Annotated in this window: 20 protein-coding genes; 7 read left to right on the forward strand and 13 right to left on the reverse strand. The window is 36.1% G+C overall.

Annotated elements, in window-relative coordinates:
• Positions 1-28: 28 nt before the first annotated feature.
• Both atpD and SYN6308_RS11600 read right to left on the reverse strand, forming a co-directional pair.
• Complete coding sequence (gene atpD, locus SYN6308_RS11595; RefSeq protein WP_017294608.1) at positions 29-1,477, reverse strand: F0F1 ATP synthase subunit beta; 1,449 nt, start codon at positions 1,475-1,477, stop codon at positions 29-31.
• Positions 1,478-1,654: 177 nt separating this feature from the next.
• Entirely contained in the window at positions 1,655-3,157 is a 1,503-nt protein-coding gene (locus SYN6308_RS11600) for a serine/threonine-protein kinase (protein WP_017294609.1), read from the reverse strand.
• Between the two features lie 203 nt (positions 3,158-3,360).
• Between SYN6308_RS11600 and gnd the strand changes: the two genes are divergently transcribed.
• On the forward strand, positions 3,361-4,779 hold the full coding sequence (gene gnd, locus SYN6308_RS11605) for a decarboxylating NADP(+)-dependent phosphogluconate dehydrogenase (RefSeq protein WP_017294610.1): 1,419 nt from the start codon (positions 3,361-3,363) through the stop codon (positions 4,777-4,779).
• 67 nt (positions 4,780-4,846) lie between these two features.
• Here gnd and SYN6308_RS11610 read toward each other — a convergent pair whose 3' ends face one another.
• Positions 4,847-5,095, reverse strand: coding sequence for a hypothetical protein (locus tag SYN6308_RS11610; RefSeq protein WP_017294611.1), 249 nt, complete (start codon positions 5,093-5,095; stop codon positions 4,847-4,849).
• A gap of 466 nt (positions 5,096-5,561) precedes the next feature.
• Between SYN6308_RS11610 and SYN6308_RS11615 the strand changes: the two genes are divergently transcribed.
• The gene (locus SYN6308_RS11615; protein WP_017294612.1) at positions 5,562-6,008 is read left to right on the forward strand and encodes a CopD family protein; all 447 of its coding nucleotides are present in this window, start codon (positions 5,562-5,564) and stop codon (positions 6,006-6,008) included.
• 175 nt (positions 6,009-6,183) lie between these two features.
• Here the strand turns inward: SYN6308_RS11615 and glmM are convergent, their stop codons facing one another.
• The 3 genes from glmM to SYN6308_RS11630 all read right to left on the reverse strand — a co-directional run bounded on the left by glmM (position 6,184) and on the right by SYN6308_RS11630 (position 9,105).
• On the reverse strand, positions 6,184-7,620 hold the full coding sequence (gene glmM, locus SYN6308_RS11620; protein WP_017294613.1) for a phosphoglucosamine mutase: 1,437 nt from the start codon (positions 7,618-7,620) through the stop codon (positions 6,184-6,186).
• Positions 7,621-7,800: 180 nt separating this feature from the next.
• The gene (locus SYN6308_RS11625) at positions 7,801-8,253 is read right to left on the reverse strand and encodes an ATP-binding protein (protein WP_017294614.1); all 453 of its coding nucleotides are present in this window, start codon (positions 8,251-8,253) and stop codon (positions 7,801-7,803) included.
• A gap of 300 nt (positions 8,254-8,553) precedes the next feature.
• A complete protein-coding gene (locus SYN6308_RS11630; RefSeq protein ID WP_017294615.1) occupies positions 8,554-9,105 on the reverse strand; it encodes a photosystem I assembly protein Ycf4 in 552 nt (183 codons plus the stop codon).
• Between the two features lie 185 nt (positions 9,106-9,290).
• Here SYN6308_RS11630 and ribBA point away from each other — a divergent pair, with 185 nt between their 5' ends.
• Both ribBA and SYN6308_RS11640 read left to right on the forward strand, forming a co-directional pair.
• Positions 9,291-10,958, forward strand: a complete 1,668-nt coding sequence (gene ribBA / locus SYN6308_RS11635; RefSeq protein WP_017294616.1) for a bifunctional 3,4-dihydroxy-2-butanone-4-phosphate synthase/GTP cyclohydrolase II — start codon at positions 9,291-9,293, stop codon at positions 10,956-10,958.
• Between the two features lie 244 nt (positions 10,959-11,202).
• On the forward strand, positions 11,203-11,940 hold the full coding sequence (locus SYN6308_RS11640) for a DUF3153 domain-containing protein (RefSeq protein ID WP_017294617.1): 738 nt from the start codon (positions 11,203-11,205) through the stop codon (positions 11,938-11,940).
• 77 nt (positions 11,941-12,017) lie between these two features.
• On the opposite strand, the gene SYN6308_RS11645 is transcribed toward SYN6308_RS11640, so the two are convergent.
• Positions 12,018-13,442, reverse strand: a complete 1,425-nt coding sequence (locus tag SYN6308_RS11645) for an NADP-dependent isocitrate dehydrogenase (RefSeq protein ID WP_017294618.1) — start codon at positions 13,440-13,442, stop codon at positions 12,018-12,020.
• 530 nt (positions 13,443-13,972) lie between these two features.
• Entirely contained in the window at positions 13,973-15,475 is a 1,503-nt protein-coding gene (locus SYN6308_RS11650) for a dicarboxylate/amino acid:cation symporter (protein ID WP_017294619.1), read from the reverse strand.
• Between the two features lie 28 nt (positions 15,476-15,503).
• Between SYN6308_RS11650 and SYN6308_RS11655 the strand changes: the two genes are divergently transcribed.
• Together SYN6308_RS11655 and mscL are read left to right on the forward strand one after the other, a co-directional pair.
• The gene (locus SYN6308_RS11655) at positions 15,504-17,786 is read left to right on the forward strand and encodes an RNB domain-containing ribonuclease (RefSeq protein ID WP_237741212.1); all 2,283 of its coding nucleotides are present in this window, start codon (positions 15,504-15,506) and stop codon (positions 17,784-17,786) included.
• Between the two features lie 172 nt (positions 17,787-17,958).
• Positions 17,959-18,411, forward strand: a complete 453-nt coding sequence (mscL, locus tag SYN6308_RS11660; protein WP_017294621.1) for a large conductance mechanosensitive channel protein MscL — start codon at positions 17,959-17,961, stop codon at positions 18,409-18,411.
• 84 nt (positions 18,412-18,495) lie between these two features.
• Here mscL and SYN6308_RS11665 read toward each other — a convergent pair whose 3' ends face one another.
• Entirely contained in the window at positions 18,496-20,241 is a 1,746-nt protein-coding gene (locus SYN6308_RS11665; RefSeq protein WP_017294622.1) for a diflavin flavoprotein, read from the reverse strand.
• A 173-nt stretch (positions 20,242-20,414) separates the two neighbouring features.
• Here SYN6308_RS11665 and psb34 point away from each other — a divergent pair, with 173 nt between their 5' ends.
• Complete coding sequence (psb34, locus tag SYN6308_RS24580) at positions 20,415-20,591, forward strand: photosystem II assembly protein Psb34 (protein WP_017294623.1); 177 nt, start codon at positions 20,415-20,417, stop codon at positions 20,589-20,591.
• 234 nt (positions 20,592-20,825) lie between these two features.
• Here the strand turns inward: psb34 and SYN6308_RS11675 are convergent, their stop codons facing one another.
• From SYN6308_RS11675 to typA, 4 genes are all read right to left on the reverse strand, one after another.
• Positions 20,826-21,890 carry a Fe(3+) ABC transporter substrate-binding protein gene (locus SYN6308_RS11675; RefSeq protein WP_017294624.1) on the reverse strand — a complete coding sequence of 355 codons (1,065 nt, stop codon included), beginning with the start codon at positions 21,888-21,890 and terminating at the stop codon, positions 20,826-20,828.
• Between the two features lie 209 nt (positions 21,891-22,099).
• Positions 22,100-23,449 carry a replicative DNA helicase gene (gene dnaB, locus SYN6308_RS11680; protein WP_017294625.1) on the reverse strand — a complete coding sequence of 450 codons (1,350 nt, stop codon included), beginning with the start codon at positions 23,447-23,449 and terminating at the stop codon, positions 22,100-22,102.
• A 98-nt stretch (positions 23,450-23,547) separates the two neighbouring features.
• A complete protein-coding gene (locus SYN6308_RS11685) occupies positions 23,548-24,267 on the reverse strand; it encodes a Uma2 family endonuclease (RefSeq protein ID WP_017294626.1) in 720 nt (239 codons plus the stop codon).
• 250 nt (positions 24,268-24,517) lie between these two features.
• Positions 24,518-26,308 carry a translational GTPase TypA gene (gene typA / locus SYN6308_RS11690; protein WP_017294627.1) on the reverse strand — a complete coding sequence of 597 codons (1,791 nt, stop codon included), beginning with the start codon at positions 26,306-26,308 and terminating at the stop codon, positions 24,518-24,520.
• Positions 26,309-26,310 lie beyond the last annotated feature (2 nt).

The raw sequence follows: 26,310 nt of genomic DNA on the forward strand, positions 1-26,310 counted from the left end.
GTCCTCACTACGAACTAAGTATCAGGTTTTAGCCTTTGAGTTTTTCGCCTTTAGCAATTACTTCGTCAATATTTCCTACCATGTAGAAAGCCTGTTCAGGTAAGCTATCTAACTCTCCAGAAAGAATTTTTTGGAATCCTTTGATAGTGTCAGCTAAAGTAACATATTTACCGGGGCTACCAGTGAATACTTCCGCTACGAAGAAAGGTTGAGACAAGAAACGCTCAATTTTACGAGCTCTGTCCACCACTAAACGATCTTCTTCAGATAATTCATCTAAACCAAGAATTGCAATAATATCTTGTAACTCTTTATAGCGTTGTAAAGTTGATTGTACCGCACGAGCAGTGCTGTAGTGTTCTTCACCCACAATGCTAGGCTGTAACATAGTACTGCTAGAATCCAAAGGATCAACCGCAGGATAAATACCTTTAGAAGCCAAACCACGAGATAATACTGTAGTACCGTCTAAGTGAGCGAAGGTAGTAGCAGGAGCAGGATCAGTTAAGTCATCCGCAGGTACATATACCGCTTGAATAGAGGTGATAGAACCTTCTTTAGTAGAGGTGATACGCTCCTGTAACTCTCCCACATCAGTACCAAGGGTGGGCTGATAACCTACCGCAGAGGGCATTCTACCTAATAACGCAGATACTTCAGAACCAGCTTGAACGAAACGGAAGATATTGTCAATAAAGAGTAATACGTCTTGTTTGTTAACATCACGGAAGTATTCCGCCATAGTTAAAGCAGATAAGCCTACGCGCATTCTTGCTCCGGGAGGCTCGTTCATTTGTCCGTAAACGAGGGCGATTTTGGAGTTTTCAGGATTTTCCGAGTCAATTACTTTAGACTCGATCATTTCATTGTAGAGGTCATTTCCTTCACGAGTACGCTCACCTACGCCACCAAATACAGATACTCCACCGTGTTGAATAGCGATGTTGTTGATAAGTTCCATCATAATAACGGTTTTACCCACACCAGCACCACCAAATAAACCAATTTTACCGCCTTGACGATAAGGAGTTAATAAGTCCACAACTTTGATACCAGTTTCAAATACTGTAGGCTTAGTATCTAAATCGGTGAAAGCAGGAGCTTTACGGTGAATAGGAGAAGTTTCTGTGGTGTTAACAGGTCCTTTTTCGTCCACAGGTTCACCTAAAACGTTGAAAATACGACCTAAAGTAGCTTTACCAACGGGTACGCTGATAGGTGCGCCAAGATCAACAATTCTCATACCTCTGACTAAACCATCGGTGGTAGTCATAGATACTGCACGAACTTGATTATCACCTAAAAGCTGTTGCACTTCACAGGTAACAGAAACTTCTTGTCCTGCTTCGTTAGTACCTTCTACACGGATAGCGTTATAAATACGGGGAAGACTGCCGCTAGGAAATTCAGCATCAACCACCGGCCCGATTACTTGAACAATTTTACCGACGTTTGTTTTTTCTTGTACTGCAACCATGCTGATTTAATGTTAATTTACTTTCGTAAATGTTAATTTATAATAAAATTTGCCACTTTCAAGATTATCATGGACTGGATCAATTTTTAAATAAGGTGTGATTAAAAAGTCGATCGATGAAGAGAAGTAATAAGTAATAAGTAATAAATAATTCTCAATTTTTAAACAAACTCAAAATTACCAGATATGACGTTTCCCGTCAGGAAAAATTGTTGCCCAGTTAGTTTGAGCTTGTTGTAACTGTTCTTCGGTAATATTAGCATTAGTTAAATTTGCACCACATAAATTAGCGTCGGTTAAATTTGCTCCCTCTAAATTTGCTTTCTCTAAATCCGCTCCTCGAAAATCTGCTGATTGTAAATTAGCTTTGAGAAAATGAACTTTTCTGAGGTTGGCTTTATTAAAATTTGCCCCTGATAGGTTAGCGCTATAAAAATTAGCTCCTGTTAAATTAGCTTCTTCAAATTTTGATTGAATCATTTTACAATTACGAAAATTGATGTCTGGAATATTCGCTTGTGTAAAATTAAATTTATTAAACACTTGTTGACTAAAATCCATTCTCCCGTGAGCATAAGCACTTAAAAGATATTCAGGGGTAACTTGCACGGTATATTTACTTTTCCCTTGACGAGATTTTCTCGCTCGAATTGCTATGGCTAACCGAGAAGTTGGGGATATATAAGTATTATCCTCACCGTCAGATTCTTTTTCTTTCTCAGGAGTAGGCTCTGTTTTGCCATGGGTTGATAAATTTTTTTCTAGTTGTTCCTCATAAGGTGCTATATCTAAGTCGGTTAAAACTTCATCGATCGACTGATAGCGATTACGCACATCAACTTCTAACATTTTACGCAAAATTTTGCCTAAACCTGTACTAAGACGAACTTCTTTTTCCCACAATAATTCTCCTGTTAATTCATCCATCTCTATATCTTTTGGTGACTTTGCTGTCATTAAATATAAACAAGTAGCCCCGATGGAGTAAATATCACTGGCATAAATGGGACGCATTGCCAATTGTTCGGGGGGAGCAAAACCCATTGTACCAACTGCAAATTGAGTAAACGCTGTTTGCCCGTAATTTTGATTGGTTAATTGTGTCTGAACTTGATCTTTTACTGCCCCAAAGTCAATTAAAACCAATTTACCATCTTGTTCTCTGCGCAGAATATTAGCGGGTTTTATATCTCGATGAATCATTTTTAGGGAGTGAATATATTTTAAAACTGGTAAAATTTCTGTTAAAAATGCCTTCACTTGAGATTCATCAAAAATGCCATTTTGCTTGACTTCCTGTTGTAAATTTTTCCCTTTGACGAGACTTTGGATTAGATAAAAATGTTTAGTATCTTCAAAATAATCTAATAATCTTGGTATTTGAGGGTGATCAATTTTGCCTAGAGTTTTGGCTTCTCGCTCAAATAATTCTAATGCCATTTGAAATGTCTCTGGATCATTAGATGTGGGTCTTAATTGCTTGATAACACAAAAAGGATTACCGGGTAAGGATAAGTCAACCCCTAAAAAAGTCGCACCAAATCCGCCCTTACCGATTTTTTTGATCGATCGATAGCGATTATGCAAGATTAAATTAGAACCACAACTTTGACAGTTTTTCACACTAGGATGATTTTGTGGTTCAGAACAATTAGGATTTAGGCAATAGCTTAAAATCATTCAGCACTTAATTAATTTGCTTTATTGATTTTTAGTATAGCGATTTTTTCCCTATATCAATATCAATCTTGTAAAGAATAGAATTGAGAATTGAGAATTGAGAATTGAGCTAACCTTCTGCTAAATTTAAGTGAACTATTCCTAAAAGATCGAGTTAACCTAAAGATAAATAAATTTATTATCGATCGAATAGGTATTGTTTTATGACCAAAAGAACCTTTGGAGTCATCGGATTAGCAGTTATGGGGGAAAATTTAGCCCTTAACGTAGAAAGTAGAGGATTCCCCATTGCCGTTTATAACCGTAGCCCTAACAAAACAGAAGAATTTATGGCCACAAGGGCGCAAGGTAAAGACGTTAAAGCGGCTTATTCTTTAGAAGAATTTGTGCAAACTCTCGAACGTCCTCGTAAAATATTAGTCATGGTGAAAGCAGGTGCGCCTGTGGATGCAGTCATTCAGCAACTCAAGCCCTTACTAGATGACGGCGATATGATTATCGATGGTGGTAACTCCCTCTATGAAGACACAGAAAGACGCACGATCGAGCTAGAAGCCACTGGTTTAGGGTTCATGGGTATGGGAGTAAGTGGTGGTGAAGAAGGGGCGTTAAATGGACCTTCTTTGATGCCGGGGGGTACGAAAGCCGCCTATGATGAACTTGAGCCGATTTTAACCAAAATTGCCGCCCAAGTGGATGATGGCGCTTGTGTTACCTATATTGGACCTCGTGGTGCAGGTCACTACGTCAAGATGGTTCATAATGGCATTGAATACGGGGATATGCAGTTAATCGCAGAAGCCTACGATTTATTGAAAAATGGCTTAGGGTTAGATAACGATCGACTAGGGGAGGTGTTTAGCGACTGGAATACTACAGAAGAATTAAATTCTTTTTTAATTGAGATTACTGCTAATATTTTCCCGAAAAAAGACGCTGAAACAGGGAAACATCTTATTGATTTAATTGTGGACGCAGCAGGACAAAAAGGTACAGGTAGTTGGACTGTGATTAATTCCTTACAAATGGGAGTACCTATTCCCACTATTTATGCGGCAGTATATGCTCGATCGATTTCTAGTTACAAAGAAGAAAGGGTGTTAGCATCCAAGGAATTAACGGGAATTACCGAAAAATTTGACGGTGATGTGGACAGTTTTATCACTAAAATTAAGGATGCCTTATATTGCTCCAAAATGTGTTCCTATGCTCAAGGTATGGCTTTAATTGCCAAGGCTTCGGCAGAATTTGACTATAATGTCAATTTACCCGAAGTTGCTCGAATTTGGAAGGGGGGTTGTATCATTAAAGCGGGTTTCTTGGGCAAAATTAACAAGGCTTTCACCGATAACCCCAATCTAGCGAATCTCCTTTTAGCGCCTGAGTTTAAACAAAGTATTCTCGATCGACAACAGGCGTGGCGAGACGTGCTAGTATTAGCCACTAAAATGGGTATTCCCGTTCCAGCTTTCAGTGCTTCCTTGAACTACTTTGATAGTTATAGGCTCGATCGACTTCCCCAGAATTTAACCCAAGCGCAAAGGGATTATTTTGGGGCACATACTTACGAGCGTATTGACAAACCTAGAGGAGAATTTTTCCACACCGAATGGATTAGTTAAACTCTGGAATTGAATAATACTTACTTCTCAGGAGTGTATCCTAGGGGTGAGTATTCTTAATGAAACTTTAACAATAAAACTCACTTTTATCGAGAGTAAATTCACCATAACCTGCTACCCAACTAACCCATACTCCCGGAGATTTTTCGCACAATAACAACGCTTCACTATCACTATATTCATTGGGAGATTGATTAAGTTTCACCCAAGAATCACGATTATAAGTAATATGACAAACAGGATTCCAATTTGTAGGGGAGGAATTGTTAACTTCTAACTCAACATTGGAAGAAACTGGGGCTAATTGTACCAACATAGCTTTACTGTTATATAAAACTTACTCATAGTTACCTATGACGTTTACTTCTTGCTTCTACCAGTCAAGTCGGCTTGATACTGTCCACAAGCGTTGATTCGGGTGTAACCCACCCTACTTTTATTATTCTAATTAATTGATTAATCTTGAATAATAACTAATTTTTTATTTAATTTAATCTTTAAATTAAATAGTTTTAACAGTCTTGGTTATCGACTTCATTAAAAGCTAACATATTTTAAAAAAATGTCAACCTTTATCCCGTGAGTAGGTATAAACAACTATAATAAACTATTAGTTAACAGTTAAAAGCTCCATAAAAATAATGATGACGAAGATAATTAATTTCTTAGATGGTTAAGAAAAATTTTATTTCTGTATATTATGATACCAAAGCTCTAATAATTTGAGAATTAATGTTATCAAAAGTTAACATATCATCAATAAAGATAAATTATCAATCCCTATGAATTTTAAAATCCTCGTTTTACTACACACTTTAAGTGCTACCATTTGGACAGGAGGACATTTAGTCTTAGCCATAATGGTATTACCAAAAGCACTCAAAAAAAGAGAGCCAGAATTAATCGAAAATTTTGAGCAAAATTTCGAGACATTGGGATTAATCTCCCTTGCTATACAAATCTTGACAGGATTAGGCTTAACGTGGATTTATTTTCCTCAATTTCAAGGATTATGGAATTTAGATAGCTTTTTGTCTCGTTATATTCTTATCAAATTAGGGATATTATTATTAACCGTTACTTTAGCCATTCATGCCCGATTTTTTATCATTCCTAATCTCAGTAAAGAAACTCTTAATCAACTGGCTTATCACATTATCGGTGTAACAACCCTAGCCGTATTATTTGTGGTTTTCGGTGTCGGTATTCGTCTGGGAGGATTTATCTAATTTCTTCCTTCCCACGTTATCCACCAAGTCTAGTAAACTATTTCTTAAAATACAACTATACTTATTCTATCTATTAACAGCATCAAAACCTTGATGTTTCAGTATTTCTCCTCTCTCCTCTCTCCTGTCTCCTAACTCCTATCTCCCTAATCGATAAAGACTTTTTCAGCAAACCCTACTTAGTAAAATTTTCTTCAACAATGTTAACTAAATAATCTGTCCAATGGTTAACTATATCGTGGTTTTGTGCTTCTACCATCACCCGAATTAAGGGTTCTGTACCTGATGCTCTTACTAACACTCTACCTTGATTTCCCATAGCGGTTTGAGCTCGATCGATCCCATTTTGTAGTGCATCGCAATTTTGCCAATTAAGGCGTTTTTCTCGGTTTTCTACCCGAACATTTTTTAAGACTTGAGGATAGGGAGTAAAACTATCATTGACTAAGGATGCTAAACAATCGCCTTGTTGTCGCACTAATGCAGTTAACTGTAATGCAGTTTGTAAACCATCTCCCGAAAAATGATGATGATGACAGAGAATATGTCCTGATTGTTCACCCCCTAACATAGCACCAGTTTCCCACATGGCAGCTTGAACATATTGATCTCCGACGGCAGTACGAAGCAATTTACCCCCTAGTTTTTGCCACGCCACTTCAAAACCTAAGTTAGCCATAACTGTACCCACTAACAAATTATCGGGTAATTGATTTTTTTCTTTTAAATATTTACCCCATAAATACAATATATAATCACCGCAAATCACCCGCCCTAAAGCGTCCACAGCCATAACTCGATCGGCATCTCCATCAAAGGCGAAACCCATATCGGCGTTATAGTCTTGTACTGCTTGTTGTAACTTTCCTAAGTGAGTTGAACCGCAGTTAACATTAATTCGATCGCCATCAGCCCGACAATGTAAAGAGATAACTTCTGCACCTAAAGCCTGAAACACTGTCGGAGCAAGTTCTACAGAAGCACCCCAACCCAAATCTAAAACAATACGCATCCCACTAAAATCTAAATTTTGAGGGAGAGAAGTTCTTAAAAAATGTGCATAATTTTGTACTAAGTGATGGGGTTGAAGAACTTTACCACATTTACGACTTTTTATAGTAATGTCACCATCAATATTTTTTCTTAAGGTATTTTCGATCGCACTTGTCAATAATTTATCTAATTTTGTGCCTTCCGAACCAAAAAACTTGATGCCGTTATCTTCTGGGGGGTTATGACTAGCAGAAATCATGATACCGCCAATGGCTTCCGTTGTCTTGGTTAAATAGGCAACACAAGGAGTAGGACATAAACCAATATTCCACACTTCTAGACCAACAGAAGTTAACCCCGATGCGATGGCCATAGATAACATATCACTGGAGTTACGGGAATCCTGCCCGATAATCACCACTCCTTGAGGTGCTTTAAACTCCTGCCACACATTAGCCGCCGCCACCCCAACCTCTAAAGCTAAATTCGGAGTTAATAAATCGCCGACTTTGCCTCTTATACCGTCTGTACCGAATAATTTATCAGGTAATCGATCGCTTGGTTTAAATGCTGATAATCCATTTAAGGATGTAGAGTTATTTGTAAAAGAAAGTACCATTTTAAATGCCTCACACAATTGTTATCTGATTATAGAATATATAGAACAGATTGGCGATCTAAAATGATGCTCAGGGTACAAGATAACCTGAGTAAACCATAAAAATAGATGATGAATGACTTGGAAGACTCCGAAGACTTCGAAGACAGTAAGAATCGATCGAAATCAAGGAAAAAATAATTAATATGATGTATCTAAAGATGGTTTAACTAATTTCCCAAAATGTTTGCATAAGGTAACTTCTGTACCTTGATTATTCCAGAGAACTCGATCGAATATATGATGCAACATACAAAGCCCCCTACCATTTTCAGCTTCTTCTGGGGGTAAATCCGTTTCATCTAAAGGGCAACAACAGCGTTGAGAAAATCCAGTGCCTTGATCACAAATTAACCAAGAATATTCTCCTCGACAATAGGAAAATTTGACGATAACTTGTTTACTAGGATCAAGTTTATTACCATGTTTTGCGGCGTTAACTAAGGCTTCTTGTAATCCTAACCTAATTTCTGGATGTAACTCTTTGGGTATTTTTTCTAATAATAAATCAAGAACAGGGCAAAGATATAACGTTGAGGCAAAACTAACCGTTTTCCAATTACTAACATTAACAGGTAGTGTAATAGAAATCACGTCATTAACTCCTGATTATAGACTGTTGAATTTTGAATAACATCACAAACATAAAATTCATAAGAACCGTTATCCAATTAAGGAAAAAGATACTCAATACAATATAAGCAGTAGTTATAAATACTTAATATTTAACAAAAAAATATCTTTTTTTTAATTTTATCCTATTAATCATTATACCATAATTACTAATCTCATTAAAAATACCTACTCTCAATCTTTAAGTTCGATCGAGCCGTAGGTAAAAAAGTCTCAAGTTAAACACCTGATATAAACATACAATTAATTTTGCTCACTCACTTATAAGCCTTCTAAGGGTACGGTTAAAAAACGAGCTAATTCTGCACCTTGATTTTCTAATTTGGAAAGGGAAATAGGTTCACCAACGGGGGTTAAAGGAATATCTCTTTTCGGTTTCACTCTTAAATATAAAGTTCTTCTGGGGTTCAAACCTTCTTTAATTTCCGCCCTAATTGCCTGAATATCATTTAATTCATAAACTAATTCGATACGGCGATTTTTACCGAGGAAGCCCGATCGAAAAATAGTTACTGTACCTTTTTCCTTATCAAATTCATTATAACCACTACCCACATTCAAAAAAATCATTAACCATAAATATAAAGCCAGTAGCGTACCCGCCACGCCATAAAAGGTTAAGGCAATACCTTGAGGAACGAATTGTAGGGTAGAAGTATCGGTAAGAGGGAGGAAGTTAGTGTGAAAATAACTGGATAATCCAGCCAATAAAAAACCAGTACCACCGATGGAAACCACGATCGCCCACCAAAGATTACTAAAACGTCTTGACCCGATAATTTCTTGACGTAAAACAGTGTTATTTGTAGCCATTAGATATATATAAAATTATTCTTATCAAGATCAAATTCTAACCTAGTTTGAGCGAATGCAGAATTGAGAATTGAGAATTGAGAATTAAAAACTCCTCACTATTCACTATCCACTATTCACTCTTGGAATACTTTGTTTTCTGGTAAAATTGAGTAAAATAATTACCGAATTGTAAGTTTGAAATTGTGTCTATAGAAAATATCCCATTTGATTCGATCGAAGAAGCCTTAGCAGAGATAAAAGCTGGTCGCTCAGTTGTCGTAGTGGATGATGAAAATAGAGAAAATGAAGGAGATGTGATTTGTGCCGCTCAGTTTGCTACCCCGGATATGATTAATTTTATGGCGGTGGAAGCTAGGGGTTTAATTTGTCTGGCGATGACAGGAGAAAGGTTAGACGAGTTGGATTTGCCTTTGATGGTGACAAAAAATACTGATAGTAACCAAACTGCTTTTACCGTGAGTATCGATGGTGCGAAACATTTGGGGGTAAGTACGGGGATTTCGGCGGACGATCGAGCCAAAACCATTCAAATTGCCATTAATCCTACCACACAACCTGACGATTTAGCAAGACCGGGGCATATTTTCCCTTTACGAGCCAAAAAAGGAGGAGTGTTAAAAAGGGCAGGGCATACCGAAGCGGCAGTGGATTTAGCTCGTTTAGCAGGTTTGTATCCTGCGGGGGTAATTTGTGAAATTCAAAATCCTAACGGTAGTATGGCAAGATTGCCAGAACTTTATCAATACGCTCAACAACATAGTTTAAAGTTAATTAACATTGCCGATTTAATTAGTTATCGATTGAAGTACGATCGATTTGTTTATCGAGAAACCATTTGTAACTTTCCCAGTCAATTCGGAGATTTTCAAATCTACGCCTATCGTAACACCCTCGATAAAACTGAACATATAGCCATCGTCAAAGGAGATATTAACGAATTTGGACATCAACCAGTAATGGTAAGAATGCACTCAGAATGCTTGACAGGAGACGCTTTAGGCTCATTACGTTGTGATTGTCGAATGCAGTTACAGGCGGCATTAAAAATGATTGAGAATGCCGGATTAGGGGTTGTCGTCTATTTGCGTCAAGAAGGGCGCGGTATCGGTTTAGTGAATAAACTCAAGGCTTACACCCTACAAGATAGGGGTTTTGATACTGTAGAAGCCAACGAAAAATTAGGGTTTCCTGCGGATTTGCGCGATTATGGCATGGGCGCCCAAATGTTAAATGATTTAGGTATCAATAAGATTCGTTTAATTACCAATAACCCCCGTAAAATAGCAGGTTTAAAAGGCTATGGCATTGAAATTGTCGATCGAGTACCATTATTTATCGAGGCAAATGATTATAACTCCAATTATCTGGCAACAAAAGCCGAAAAATTAGGACATTTACTCTTACAAACTTACCTTTGCACCGTAGCAATTACTTGGCAAAATCCTTTAAAATCAGCTACCAAACGTTATCAGAAACTAGAAAATTTACGCAATTTAGCTCGTAGTAATAACTTAATTGTACAGGAAGAAACTCGACCAGTTTCGATCGCTTTATTTAGTCAACCCTCCATGATTTTTCATCTCGGTTTTGATAAGCCAAATAAGATCGAATCAGGTTGGTATAAACATAAAAATCACCCTTATTTAAAAGCAATTTTAGCTATTTTAACTCAAATAACATCTTGGGAAAGTTTAGATAATTTACAATTTTTAATAGCCGATGGTGAAGACCCCATGTTAGGCTTAAAAGTAACATTAGGAAGGAAAAATATTGCTCAAAATTTATCCATCAATGAATTAAATGATCCTTTAGAAACTCAAACCATTTATATTAGTGAAAAAAAGACTTAATTAAGTAGGTTGGGTTGAAGAATGAAACCCAACATTTTTTTAATATCTGGAAAAATGGGTAAAGGAAGGTTAAAACCTTGACGAAAAGATCAAATTTTTTTTCTTAGGTTCGTTGAATCAGTTATAAATAAAAAAATCACTGATTTTGTTGGGTTTTGTATCCTCAACCCAACCTACAATATATCTAATTGTCCTAGAGAAACATTTATTATAATAAACTTATCTTAAATATAATTTATTTAACATGAAAAAAATACTCTTATTTCTTTGTTTAATTCTTACTTTAACAGGTTGTGTTCGTTATGATGTGGATGTTTATTTTCCCCATGTTAATAGTGGCATGATGATTCAACATATCAAATTAGGTGAACAATTAACCAGTTTTAGCAAAGGTGAAGGGGATATTTTATTAAAAAATATTGAGACTCAAGCAAAAAAATTAGAAGGGAAAACAAAACGGATTTCTAAGGAAGAATTAGTGGTAACTATTCCTTTTGATAATGGTAAAGATTTAGTTACTAAATTTAATCAATTTTTTGTTGCTCCAGATACAGACAAAACTCGAAAAAAATTAGCTCAAAATGATTATAATACTTTATTCGATTTAAACGCTAAGATGTCGATCGAGCAGAAAAACTTACTTTTATTAGAAAGAAATACTCTTAATTTGAATGCCGATTTAACACCATTAGGAGTTATTGCCAATGACGGCACTATAATTATTTCCTCAGGAGATTTAATCGATTTACAGATACAATTTAGCTTTCCTTTTGGTGCAAAACTCATTACAAATGACTATCCAAAATGGGAAAAATTAGCTAATAATAATTATAAAATTTCTTTAGAAGCAGGACAAATAAATGAGATAAAAGCAATTTTTTGGCTACCTAATTATGTCGGCTTAGGCACAGTTTTAATAGCTGTTTTTATTTTATCAGGATACTATTTAAAATATCGAAAATTTCCTTTAATATCAAGATAGATTAAGTTTGTAGTAAGCCTTTTAAGGCTTATTAATCAATGGCTAAAGCCATCACTACAAACTTGTTTTATAATTGATTATTCAAAATTGTCGATAATCGCTTGAGCAAACTCTGAACATTTCAAAGGAGGCTCAACAGGAGGAGTCATCATCCTTGCTAAATCGTAGGTAACTTGTCTGGATGCGATCGCCTTACTAATACCTGAACGAATTAAGTCGGCGGCTTCTTGCCATCCCATAAACTCTAACATCATCACTCCTGATAGGATAACAGAACCGGGGTTGATTCGATCGAGTCCAGCGTGTTTCGGAGCAGTTCCATGAGTAGCCTCAAAGATAGCACAGTTATCTCCAATATTAGCACCCGGACCCATGCCCAAACCGCCCACAATAGCAGCAGCCGCATCGGATAAATAATCGCCGTTGAGGTTCATGGTTGCTAAAATAGAGTATTCATCAGGGCGAGTTTGAATTTGTTGGAAGATACTATCAGCAATTCGATCGTTTACCATAATCTTATCTTTCCATTGTCCATTACCATGACTATCCCAGATAGCTTCTAACACAGTTTTGACTTCTGCACAGATAACAGCTTGTTTTTCAGGAGTTAAACCATCGTAACCCGGCTCAATTTGACGAGCATTATCTTCTATGGAAATGTCGGAATTTGCCTCTTTGTTGCCTAAAATCCAAGATTCTCTCTCAGTAACGCACTCTTGACGAAACTCTGTCGTTGCCAACTCATAACCCCAATCACGAAACGCCCCTTCTGTATATTTCATGATATTGCCCTTGTGAACTAAAGTCACCATTTGCTTATTTTTGGGCAACTTCAAGGCATTTTGAATCGCCCGTTTCACTAAGCGTTGTGAGCCTTTTTTACTAATGGGTTTAATGCCGATACCTGAATCGAGGGGAATTTGTTTATTTTTGTGTTCAGGTGTAGCAGGAATTAAGTCTTCATTGAGAATTTTAATCAATTTTTGTCCGATTTCTGAGCCTTCTTTCCATTCAATACCTAAATAAATATCCTCTGTATTTTCCCGATAGACGATAATATCTAATTTTTCAGGAGTTTTATGGGGAGAAGGTGTCCCTTCATAGTAACGACAAGGACGAACACAGCTATAGAGATCAAAAATTTGTCGTAAGGCAACGTTTAAGGAACGAATACCACCACCTACAGGAGTAGTCAAAGGACCTTTGATAGCGATACCATATTCTTTGATAGCGGTTAGGGTGTCTTCGGGTAAATATTGATAAGTGCCGTATTTCTCACAAGCCTCATCTCCTGCATAGATTTTAAACCAGCTAATTTTGCGTTTGCCACCATAGGCTTTTTCTACTGCCGCATCGATGACTTTCTCAGAAGCCGGCCAAATATCCACTCCTGTACCATCTCCACGAATGAAGGGAATAATGGGATTATCAGGTACTATGGGTAAACCATTATCAAATTTTATTTTACTACCTACTTCTGGCGGTGTCAATTTTTCAAACATACTATTTTGTCTAATTACGTTTTTTCTTCACTAGCATAATATGATATTCGATCGAGAATAGTAAACTACGAACAAATAAAAAAATATCAAGGTGTTAGGTAATAGGTAATAGGTAATAGGTAATAGGTAATAGGGAGTTAATCAATAGACATCTCCAAAAAAGATTTTTTGTTGGTTTGTAGTAAGGGCTTCAGCCCTCTAAATCAGAATTAATGGAGAAGTCTAATAGTCAACCGTATAATGAATTACACGGCTAATATTATCCCGTTCAATAAATTGAACTCAACATCTTTGAAGTGGATTTAATTCTCAATTCTCCATTCTCCATTCTCAATTCTCAATTCTCAATTCTCCATTCTCCATTCTCCATTCTCCATTCTCAATTCTCCATTCTCAATTCTCCATTCTCCATTCTCCATTCTCAATTCTCCATTCTCAATTCTCCATTCTCAATTCTCAATTCTCAATTCTCCATTCTCCATTCTCAATTCTCAATTCTCAATTCTCAATTCTCAATTCTCCATTCTCCATTATTCCTCTAGGGTTTCCACCATAGCCGCTACCACACTATCACCAAAAACATTAACAGTGGTGCGACATCGATCGAGAAACCAATCAATAGCTAAGATAAGAGATATACCTTCTATGGGAATATCCACGGCTTTTAAAACGAGAATCATCATCACTAAACCCGCTTCAGGAATACCTGCTGCGCCAATAGCGGCTAAAGTAGCGGTTAAAAAGATAACCACCAGTTGCCCTATACTTAACTCCATACCATACACTTGGGCAATAAATACCGCCGCCACTGCTTCATAAAGGGCAGTACCATCCATGTTAACTGTTGCCCCTAACGGGATGACAAAATCGGCAATTTTAGGATTAATTTTATTATTTTTGATGGCACATTCAAGGGAAACGGGAATAGTTGCCGAACTTGATGCGGTGGAAAAAGCCGTTGTCAAAGCGGGTAACATTCGCCGTAAAAAAATAAATGGGGGTTTCCCTTTTGTGATAAAGTAAAATAACAAAGGTAGAATGATAAATCCGTGCAAAAATAGACCTAACATCACTGTACCTGTGTATTTCCAGAGGGATAAAAACTCCGTAGCAAAACCACTAAACCCTCCAGCTTCCCCTAAACGCCCTGCTATTAACGCCCCAATACCCACAGGAGAAAATAAGAGTATTAAGTCCACCATTTTTAACACGGCAATGTTTAATACCTCAAATAAATCAATGACTATTTTACCTCGATCGATCGTCGTTAAAATTGCTCCAAAAATTAAGGAAACCACAATTAAGGGTAAGACATCATTATTCGCCATTGCTTGAAATAAGTTTCTTGGTAATAAGCCCATAATTACCTTTTTTAAAGTGGTGATAATAGAGGTTTCTTCTTTTCCTGATAACTTTTGAGCGATGGTTAAGTCAATTTTTATCCCTCTACCTTTTTGGGCAGGAGTAACTATTTTACCATCAGAATCTTGCCATTTTTCTACTAAAATACTCCTTTGATTATGCGCTCCTGCAAAATCAATTCTGCCAATAATGTTTTGATCTCTTAATACTACTAAATATCGATCGTCAAAGGATTTTCTAAAGGTATCATTTTCGACATTTACTTGGTTATTAGTAATAGAATATTCAGCAGATTCCAGAAATTGTCCTCCCCGTAATAATAACCTTTCTGTTTCCGTATCAGCAACTCCGGGTTGAATAATTATCACTAAAATTAAACCTAAAATAACTGCTATTCCAGTAGTTATCATATATAAAATAAGAGTTTTTAATCCCATGGTTTTAAGGAATCTTAAATCACCTAAACCAGTGATACTGTTAACCATCGAGGTTATCACTAAAGGCATAACTAACATTAATAAAGCATTGATAAATATTTCTCCTAAAAAATAAATTTCTTTACCGAAAATTGGCAAAAAACCACCTAGTAAAATACCGAAAAAAATACCGATAAGAATGGGGATTAATAAGGATTTTGGGGATTTATTATTAGTAGATATTTCTTCATTCATGATAATTAAGTACAATGAATAGTGGATAATGAACTCTCAACTTCCAACGGTGACTCTTAAACTTTGCCCGAATTCTATGATTAAACCTCGCAAATTTACTACTCAACATATCGAACAAGCCTCCGCTATCAACTTAGCAGATTATTATGGTAATCGTTTACCTGTTTTTGGTATTACGATCGATGATGCTAGTACTGTCGATCGAGATGACGGTATTTGGTTGGTAGAATTGAGTAACGGTAACTTTGAATTGCAAGTTAGTATTACAGATGTTGCGACAATAATTCCTAAAAATTCTCCCCTTGATGAAGAAGCGTTATTAAGGGTGATTACTTTATATCACACTTCTCCGCCAACTCCTATGTTACCCAGTCATATTAGCACTAATTTAGGATCATTACAACCGGATGAAAGAAGATTGACTTTAACAATTTTTTTTGAAATTAGTAATAATGGAGAGGTTAATTCTTTACGGATAAAAGAAACAATTTTTACCAATAAAAAGGCTTTTAGTTACGAAGAAGTAGAAGAAATTTTAAATAATCCTCAAGATAGTGCTGAAGATAAATTATTAGTCAAAATGCAAAAAGTTTCTCAATTAATAGCAAAAAAAAGAGGAGGAAATTCTGGTATTTTAACCGAAGATGGTTACTTAGATGAAGATGGAAATTTAATTCAAGAAAATGTTAATACTCATCAACTTATTGCTGAATTAATGATTCTAACTAACACTTCGATCGCCAATTTTTTAGCAGAAAATAATACTCCAGCATTATACCGCACTCAAGACGTAGGCACAACAGATTTTGAAACCGTGAGAAAAACCATGGGACATTGTTTAGTACCTGCAATTTATTCTCCTTATGCTAAACCTCATGTCGGATTATGTTTAATAGCTTATACCCATTTTAGCAGTCCATTACGCCGTTATGTTGACTTAGTTAATCATCGTATTATTAAAGCTATTTTTAACAAAAAATCATTACCTTATACGATAGAAGAGTTAGAAAATATTTGTAATTATATTAACAAATATAACCAAAAATTAAAAATTTCTAAATCTAATTATATTAAACAAAAAAAATACCAAGAAATTGAACAAAAATTTAATAATTTGCCTCATCTTGATGTTAATAAAATTTCCGTTGATGAATTTTCGGATTTACTGCAATATGGAGTTTTTAATAATGCTATAGAACAAATTTTACCCTATATAGAATCTCGTCTTCATACTTTACAATCGAAGGATTTTTATTATCTCTGGTTTGTAGCAAAAATTAACCTATTTTTTGAACATGAAAATATCAATGTTGCCTCAATTTTGTTGGTGAAAAATCAACTGGATAATTCCGTTATTGATTATACATCTCAATATTCTAATGAAGATCAAAATTATTATGTGTATTGTTATATAGATGGCTTAACTACAGAAAAACCTAGTCAAGATACTAAGAAAAATAAAGCTAAACAAAAAGCTGGTTTAGCAACCATCAAAGGATATGTTTTAGGAGAATTAATTTCTAAGCCTATAGAAGAATCAACTATAAATGAGGAAAAAAATACTCTCCCTTCTGATGTTTCTACTGTCAATGAAAAAGAGTTTTCTAAAATGTTAGATTACTGTCTAAAAGTAATTGCCGAAATAGGTGAAAGAATCCCCAATTTATTGCCTAAAGATTTGTATAAAATTTGGTTTCACGGTAAAATTAATCAGTTTTTCGATCGAGAAAATTTAGATGGTGTTACAGTATTATTAATTCATTCTCAATTAACCTCTTGTAACGTAGAATATCGTATTGATTATTCCTCTGATAGTAAAACATATATAGCTTGTTGTTATGTAGATGGTTTAACTCATCTTCAACCCCAATTTGACATCAAAAAAAATAAAGCAAAACAAAAAGCCGCTTTAGCCTATATTCAATGTTATGTGCAGAATCAATTAACAGAGATACCAAAATTAGATATAGAAGAAATAGTATTGGAAGAAAATGTTAAGAATCTTAATAATGAAATTTTATTAGAAAATATAACAGATAATAATTTAAAAGAAGATCAAGAAAAAAATCGACTAAATGATAATGATTTTGTCTCAAAATTATATAACTTTTGTCAATTATCTAACCTTGAATATCCTGAATATCAATTCATAAATATTGATGGCTTTTTCACTTGCAAAATTATTCTCAATTATCAAGATAAAACTATTATCTCTCATGGTTATGGTAGAAGTAAAAAAGATGCCAAGAAAAGAGCATCTAATATCTTGATGATACAGCATAAGCTAGATCAAATAGGCAATAGACAATGATAAAATTATTCGTCTTAATATTGATAATTAAAATTAACAGTTATGATTAATGACTCTTCTACAGTAGTTATGACAAATTAATAATAAATAACGAATAAAATGAATGTTGCTTACGTTCAAAACATAAGATAAAATTTAATTAAACTTTTTTCGATATTTTTTTTGAAACAAAATGGTAGCTAATAGAAGTAGAACATTTTTCTCTGATTTTCGTGACTTTGTCATGCGTGGTAATGTCATTGATTTAGCGGTAGCAGTGATACTAGGTGGAGCATTTAATGGTATTGTAAACTCTCTTGTGCAAGATATAATTACCCCAGCAATTTTATCCCCAGCCATTAAAGCCGCAGGAGTTGATACATTATCTGAGTTAACTATTTCTGGTATAAAATACGGTTTATTTTTATCCTCTGTTATCAATTTTCTCGTTATTGCCTTTTGTTTATTCTTAGTCATTCGTAGTTTTGAAGCGGTAAAAAGAAAACTGATTCGTCAGGAAGAAATCGCCGAAGCGGAGGCGGAAGCAGTTGCACAAGAAGAAGTTAATCCTGAAATTGTAGCACAAGAGAATTTGACTAAGGCGATCGAAACTCTCACTCAAGTTATTAATCAAAAAAACAATTAAGAATTAAGAATTAAGAATTAAGAATTAAGAATTAATTATCTTCCTGTCTCCCTATTTCCCTAACACCCCAACACCCCAATCCCCTTAATAATGTGTGCCAGATTTGCGATAATGTACAGCAGTTAAGCCAGTATCGGATAAAAGTTTACCATTTTTAGCGATCGAATATAACACCCAATGATCACCACATTCGAGACGTTTGTTGACTTCACATTCAACATAGGCTAAGGCTGAAGATAAAATCGGGCATCCATTTTCAGCAGATTCCCATTCAATATTAGCAAAACGATCTTCTCCGGGGGCAAAGGGTTTTAAAAATTGTTTCATTAATTCGATGTGTTTGCCTTCTTCTAAAATATTCAAGACAAACTTACTACCGATAGGTAACAAAGATTCGATCGCTCTTTCCTTGGCGACTGCGATAGTTAAACCGGGAGGGTTAAAGGTTGCTTGAGATACCCAAGAAGCCACCATTGCCCCTTTTAATTCTTCTGTTTGAGTGGTGACAATACATAGAGAACCTACGAGACGACCTAAAGCCTGTTCGGTGCGCGCACTAAGGGAATTATCGGCGGATTCTTTCGGTTTTAGGGCTTTTTTACGTTTTTTCAAGGCTTGGGCAAAATCTGTACCTGCTTCCTCACAAGTTTTAAGTATAGCCTCTGTTGGCTTGAATTTGACTCGAATTGTCTCAAATCCAAAACGATAACCACCATCTTTGAATTTTGATTCTAACAGATCGATCGCCTCTCCACTCCAACCAAACGAACCGAAAACCCCTGTTAATTTATTGGTATCGGCGTTGGCTAAAGTGATACCTAAAGCGCTTTGAATTTGAGTGGGAGCGTGTCCTCCCAATGTAGGAGAACCGAAAATGAAGCCGTCACATAATTGAATGGCGGTTTTTATTTCCTCACTGGAGGCAAATTCAGCGTTAATGGATTCTACCCTTACCCCCGCTTTGGTGATACCTCTGGCGATGGCGTTGGCTAAAACGGTTGTGTTACCGTAGGCGGAAGCATAAATCAAGGCAACGTTTAGAGTTTGATTTTGCTGAGTTTCTAACCATTGACGATACAAGCCTGTTAATTCTGTTAAACCATATCTTACCAAAGGACCATGGGAAGTGGCGTAAATATGGGGATTTTTGGGGGAGATTTTTTCTAATGCCTTAATTACTTGAGTAGCATAGGGTGCAATGACACAATCAAAATAATATCTTCTATCTTCTTGGTAAATTTTCCAGCCTTCATCTAATATTTGATCTCCGCAAACATGAGCCGAAAATAACTTATCAGTATAGAATATTTGTGAGGCTCGATCGAACGTTAAAAGCTGATCAGGATAACGAGGATTAGGAGTAGTAATAAATTCTAAAATATGATTTTTTCCTAAGTCTAATTCATAGTCATTTTTGACGGCTATAATATTTAATGAATTTTTAGTAACTGTGTCTGGGTAGGTATTTTCAAAGATTGTTTGTAAAGATTTAGCTCCTGTATTGGAAGTAATAAAAGTAACGTTGGGAGCTTTTTCTAATAATTTATTGATGGTGTTCGATCGATTGGGATTAACATGACCTAAAATGACATAATCAAGAGAATTTAAAGGGATTCTTTGATCTAAAGCCGACAGAAAAATATCTGTAAAAGACTCTCCCGGAGGATCAATTAAAGCAATTTTATCCCCTTCAATAATAAAAGAATTAGCCGTAGTACCACGACTTAAACCATATTCTACCTCAAATTTTAATCGATCCCATGTACGAGAGCGAAAAACCCTCGTATCTAAACCAATACTACCGATTTGAACGTCTTTAACCTTACTCATATTTATCCCCTTTTCTATATTTATCCTTTGTTTAACTTATCAAAATTTGGGTTCACCATGAGAAGTTATATTAATAAGACTTGTTAATTATTTAGGTAAAATCAGAAAAACCGTGTAAGATTTAACATGGATAGTAAAATATCCTTGACATTTTATAATAAGAGGTTAAAAATATGCCCTATACAACTGAAGACGGTGGAAGAGTTAACAATTTTGCGAATGAACCTAAAGTTTATCAAGCTGATCCTCCTACTAAAAAAGAACAAAAAAACTATGTTATTTTGGGAATTTTAGGTGTTGTTCTTGTAGTTGGAGTAATTGCGATCGCATTTTTCGCATCCAATGTTTAATGTATAACTGATATTACGCAAAAATTAATTGTTGATTTGAGGTGTCAGGTATCAGGTGTCAGGTTTAAAAATTTAAAAAATTGACGATTTTTTCTTGTGACTGAGTTTTTCCATGAATTTCAGTGTACCTAGTTAAATATCGATTGCGCATCTCCACTTTTAGCGATCGAATAACAGGCAAGATGCCTGTTCTACGGTGGTAAAATAATAATTATGATCAATGTCTATTACTCATTATTTCCATCCAGCTCGATCGAGTATTCTTACGGCATTAGCCAAATTAGGACCAACTCCCGTTAAGGAACTCGTGGACGATCGAAATGAACCAAAACTCTTTAAGATGGGATCGAGTTGAGCTCCTTGAACTACAGGATATTCAGAGTTACCTTTAGCAAAATAATTTTGGGCGGCAGGGCTAGTTAAATATTCTAAAAATTTGATCGCTCCAGCTCGATTAGGGGCATTTTTCAGCACTCCTCCACCACTAATATTAGAAAAAGCACCACTTTGCCCTTGGGCTTGGTTCGGGAAAAATACGCCTATTTTACTAAAAATTTCTTTCTTTTTGGGGTCTGTGGAATCACCATAAGCGGCCAAATAATAAGTATTCGCAACGGTTAAATCTGCAACACCTGCCGCTACAGCTTCAAACTGATCTCGATCGCCCCCTTGAGGTTGACGGGCAAAATTTGCCACAACACCCTTAGCCCATGATTCAGTTTTTGCGGGACCTTCAATGCCTAAAAGCCATGCCGTCAAGGATTGATTATAAATATTAGTGGAAGTACGCATAATCAATTTACCACGCCATTTCGGGTTCGCTAAGTCTTGATAAGTGGATAACTGACTAGGGTTTACTTTTCCTTTTCGATACATAATTACCCTTGCTCTGGTACTAAAACCAAACCATTCATTTTTGGCAGTATCTCTTAAATTGGCAGGAATACGTTGATTTAAGATAGAAGAATTAACAGGGGAGAAAAATCCTGCCTGTTGTGCTTGCCAAATATTACCGACATCTGCCGTTAAGAAAATATCCGCAGGAGAATTACGCCCTTCAGTTCTAATTCTTTGCAATAATTCATCTCCTTTACCTTCAATTAAGTTAACTTTAATTCCTGTTTGTTTTTGAAAATCTGTATATAGTCTTTGATCTGTATTGTAGTGACGAGAGGAATATAAGTTGATTTGTTGTCCTCTTTGGGCAAAGGAACTTTTTACTCCCGTTAATTCGGCTAAAGCTACTGCACCTATCGCACCACTAGCACCTAAAAATACTCTTCTACTAACTTTGTTCATGGAATTTTAACTATAATCTTTTGCATTAAGTAACTTAGACTATTTTATCACTATTGCGAATAAATTGCACTAAAATTGAGAAAAAAATAATCAGCAGAAAACATCGCACATATCATGTATAGCCTGTGTACTAAATATTGTGAAGGAAAAAATTTTATTTAGATTTAACGAGCTTTAACTTCAAGATTTTTGATCTCAAACTCAAGTAATTAACTGTTAGAATGCCGTTTCATGTTTAAAAACTGAGTTAATTCCGATCGAAATATTAGTTTAACTTGTCCTGTAGGTCCATTTCGATGTTTCGCCACAATAATTTCTGCCACTCCTTGATCAACGGTGTCAGGATGGTAATATTCATCTCGGTATAACATGATCACTAAATCCGCATCCTGCTCGATCGAACCTGACTCACGCAAGTCCGACAACATAGGACGTTTATTGGTTCGTTGCTCCACCGCACGACTAAGCTGAGATAAAGCGATAATCGGCGCATTAATTTCCCTCGCCAAACTTTTCAACGATCGAGTAATTCTGGATAACTCTTGTACACGATTATCACTACTTCCCTGCATTAACTGTAAATAATCGATTAAAACTAAGCCTAATTTGCCCTTTTTTTCCGCTTGTAAACGGCGCACTTCCGATCGCATTTGCATTACCGTTAAATAACCACTATCATCGATATAAATAGGCAATTCCGATAACGTACCCATAGCAGTCATTAAAGGTTCCATTTCCTGCTCTGTAATCCTACCAGATTTTAAGCGACTACTTTCTAATTTACCTTCTCCAGAAAGTAACCGCATAGCTAATTGTTCCCTCGACATTTCTAGGCTAAAAATAGCCACTGCTAAATCATGATGTTTTGCAATATTTGCCGCAATATTTAAGGCGAAAGAGGTCTTGCCCATGGCGGGGCGCCCGGCAATAATGATTAAGTCCGATCGTTGAAATCCCCCTGTTAAAGCATCTAAATCGTAAAATTCTGTACTGATACCGGGTAAAGCAAGTTTTTCTTGAAAGTTTTGAATCTCCGTAAAAGTATCGATTAAAGTCTCCGAAATAGGTACTAATCCTTGTTGTATTCTTGCTTGAGTAAGTTTAAATATTTTTTGTTCAGCTTCATCTAAAATAATATCTAAATCTTGGGTAGTATCATAACCTAATTCACTAATTTCTTTCGCTGTGGTTATTAATAATCTTCTAACATATTTATCCGTAACTAAAGGAACATAACGCTCAATATTTGCCGAAGAAACAGTTCGATCGAGCAGTCCAATTATTTTAGGAGTACCCCCAATTTTTTCCAACAAATTATGATCATTTAACCATGTACTAACCGTCATTAGATCGATGGGTTGCCCTTGAAAATATAAATTTCGAGCTGCTTCGTAAATATGACGATGAGCATTAACATAAAAGGCTTCGAGGGGTAGAATATCGATAATTTTACCCATAACATTAGGATCAAATAAAATACTTCCTAAAATTATTTCTTCAGCTTCAATATTTTGAGGGGGGAGAGAAGAAGTCGCTAAATCTGGGGTAAAATCATTCATCAAAAAAAAGCACCAAAAAAAAGTCGAATTGGGGATAATTGTCTTAATAAATTCCCCCTTTTTTAAGGGGGGTTAGGGGGGATCATAATTATCGATGTTTATTCAAGATTAACACCTAATTCTCGAAGTTTGGCTTCTAATTCAGAAACTCGTTGTTTTGCTTGGGAAGCCTCCGTTTGAGCTTGTAAAGCCTCCGCTTGGACTTGCAATACCTCTGCTTGGGCTTGTAAAGCCGATTCGGCAGGAGTAGGAATTAGCTTTCTTTCGATGGAAAAATACCGTAATTTCTCCTCATGGATACCGAGAAATAAACCTAGACTTTCACTCCAATAAAAATTATTTTCATCGGGAATTATCGGTTGATATTTACCGTCATCTAAACGATAACCTTCTAATTCGATCGTTTCTGGTGAAAACCAAAAATATTCAGGAGTACGAAAACGATCTTGATATAATTGTTTTTTCAGCGTTCGATCGATATTAGCGGTAGAATCCGATAATAACTCAATAATTAAATCGGGATATTGTCCATTTTCTTCCCACACCACCCATGATTTACGGGGTTTTTTTTCAGTATTTTTAACTAAAAAGAAATCGGGCCCTCGAAAATCCCTATTTTTCAATTGTTGTCGGCTAAAATAAATGGTTAAATTTGCACCGATAAAAAAATTATTGTCATCTTTCCATAACCATTCAAGACAACTAACTAAAAGTAATAATTGTGTATAGTGTTCGCTACTTTCCATTTCTGGTTCATCGCTTTCTAATTGAGTGGCATCGGGCATTAAATCTGCCAGTTGTTGTGCTGTTAAAACCATTGTTTGATACCCTATGACTTTTTAAAGATTATAACACTATACAAATGGAGAATGCAGAATGAATAATTACTTAACTAAGATTACGATAAGAGAAAGTTAATTGAGATTGCTTCGTTACCTCGCAATGACACATTCACAAAAAGTTCAATTTATTGAACGTTATACTATTAGCCGTGTAATAAATTACACGGTGGGTTATTAATTAACACCTTCATTCCTAACACCTTAATTCTCAATTCTTAATTCCTTTCTAGCGTTTGGCGAGTTTTTTGCCTAATTTGCGTAAACGGATAGATTCAGGAGTAACTTCTACTAACTCATCAGCACCAATATACTCTAATGCACGTTCAAGACTCATTTCTACAGGGGCTTGTAGTTGCACAAGTTCATCACCAGTTGCCGATCGATGGTTCGTTAACTGCTTGGTTTTACAAACGTTAATTTCTACATCCTGAGCGCGGTTACTTTCACCAATAATCATGCCTTTATAAACTTTTGTACCCGGATGAATAAAGAAAATACCTCTGTCTTCAGCGTTTTTCATGGCGTAGAAAGTAGAAACACCCTCCTCAAAGGAAGTTAATACACCGTTATAACGGGTTTCTAAATCACCCACTAAAGGACGATATTCATGGAAACTATGGTTCATAATACCCTCACCTTTGGTGATACGGATAAAGTCACCACGGAAGCCAATTAAACCCCTTGCAGGGACAATAAATTCTAATTGAGTGCGTCCATTTCCCCCTGATTGCATATCCTGCATTTCGGCTTTACGTTGCCCTAAGCGCTCGATACAAGAGCCTTGCGCTTCTTCGGGTACGTCTAAAACGAGGTATTCAAAAGGTTCGTAGGGTTGCCCATTGACTTGACGATAAATTACTTGAGGCTGAGATACTTGAAACTCAAATCCTTCACGGCGCATATTTTCGATGAGGATACCTAAATGCAATTCTCCACGTCCTGATACTACGAATTGATCCGCTGAGTCACCATCTTCAACTCTTAAAGCTACGTTAGTTTGTAGTTCTTTATCAAGACGATCACGGATTTGACGAGATGTAACAAATTTGCCTTCTTGCCCTGCAAAAGGAGAGTTATTGACAGAGAATGTCATTCTTAAAGTAGGTTCATCCACTTTAATTAAGGGTAACGCTTGAGGTTCACTAGGACAAGTGATGGTTTCTCCAATATTCGCATCCGCAAAACCAGCCACGGCTACGATATAACCTGCACTAGCTTCCTCTAATTCTACTCTTTGTAAACCATTGAAGCCTAGTAGTTTACTGATACGGGCTTTCACCATCGAACCATCTTCTTTGATTAAAGCGGCTTGTTGTCCTGCTTGAATTGTGCCGTTATGAATTTTCCCGATGACAATACGCCCTAAATATTCGGAATAATCGAGGGTTGTAACTTGTAACTGTAAAGGTTTATTGGGGTCTCCTGCCGGAGGTGGAACATGGTGTAAAATCGCCTCAAATAAGGGCTTCATATCCACGTTTTCATCATCGAGACTTTCTTTAGCAAAACCGCTAATACCTGAAGCGTAAAGGGTGGTAAAGTCACATTGGTCATCGTCTGCGCCCAACTCAACGAATAAGTCAAATACTTTATCGACGGCTTTGTCAGGTTCGGAACGGGGTCGATCGATCTTATTAACTACGACAATAGGACGTAATCCTTTTTCGAGGGCTTTTTTAAGAACGAAGCGGGTTTGAGGCATAGGTCCCTCGTTGGCATCGACAATTAAAACACAACCGTCAACCATTCCTAAAACTCGTTCAACTTCACCGCCAAAGTCAGCGTGTCCGGGGGTATCTACTATATTAATCAATGTATCTCTATAACGTACTGCTGTATTCTTGGAAAGAATGGTAATTCCTCTTTCTCTTTCAATATCATTGGAGTCCATGACACAGGTAGGGACTTCTTCACCTTCTCTGAAGATACCAGACTGTTTTAATAGTGCATCAACTAGGGTTGTTTTGCCATGATCAACGTGGGCAATAATCGCAAGATTGCGAATGGGGAGAGACATAA

Source organism: Geminocystis herdmanii PCC 6308 (assembly GCF_000332235.1).
GTDB lineage: Bacteria > Cyanobacteriota > Cyanobacteriia > Cyanobacteriales > Cyanobacteriaceae > Geminocystis > Geminocystis herdmanii.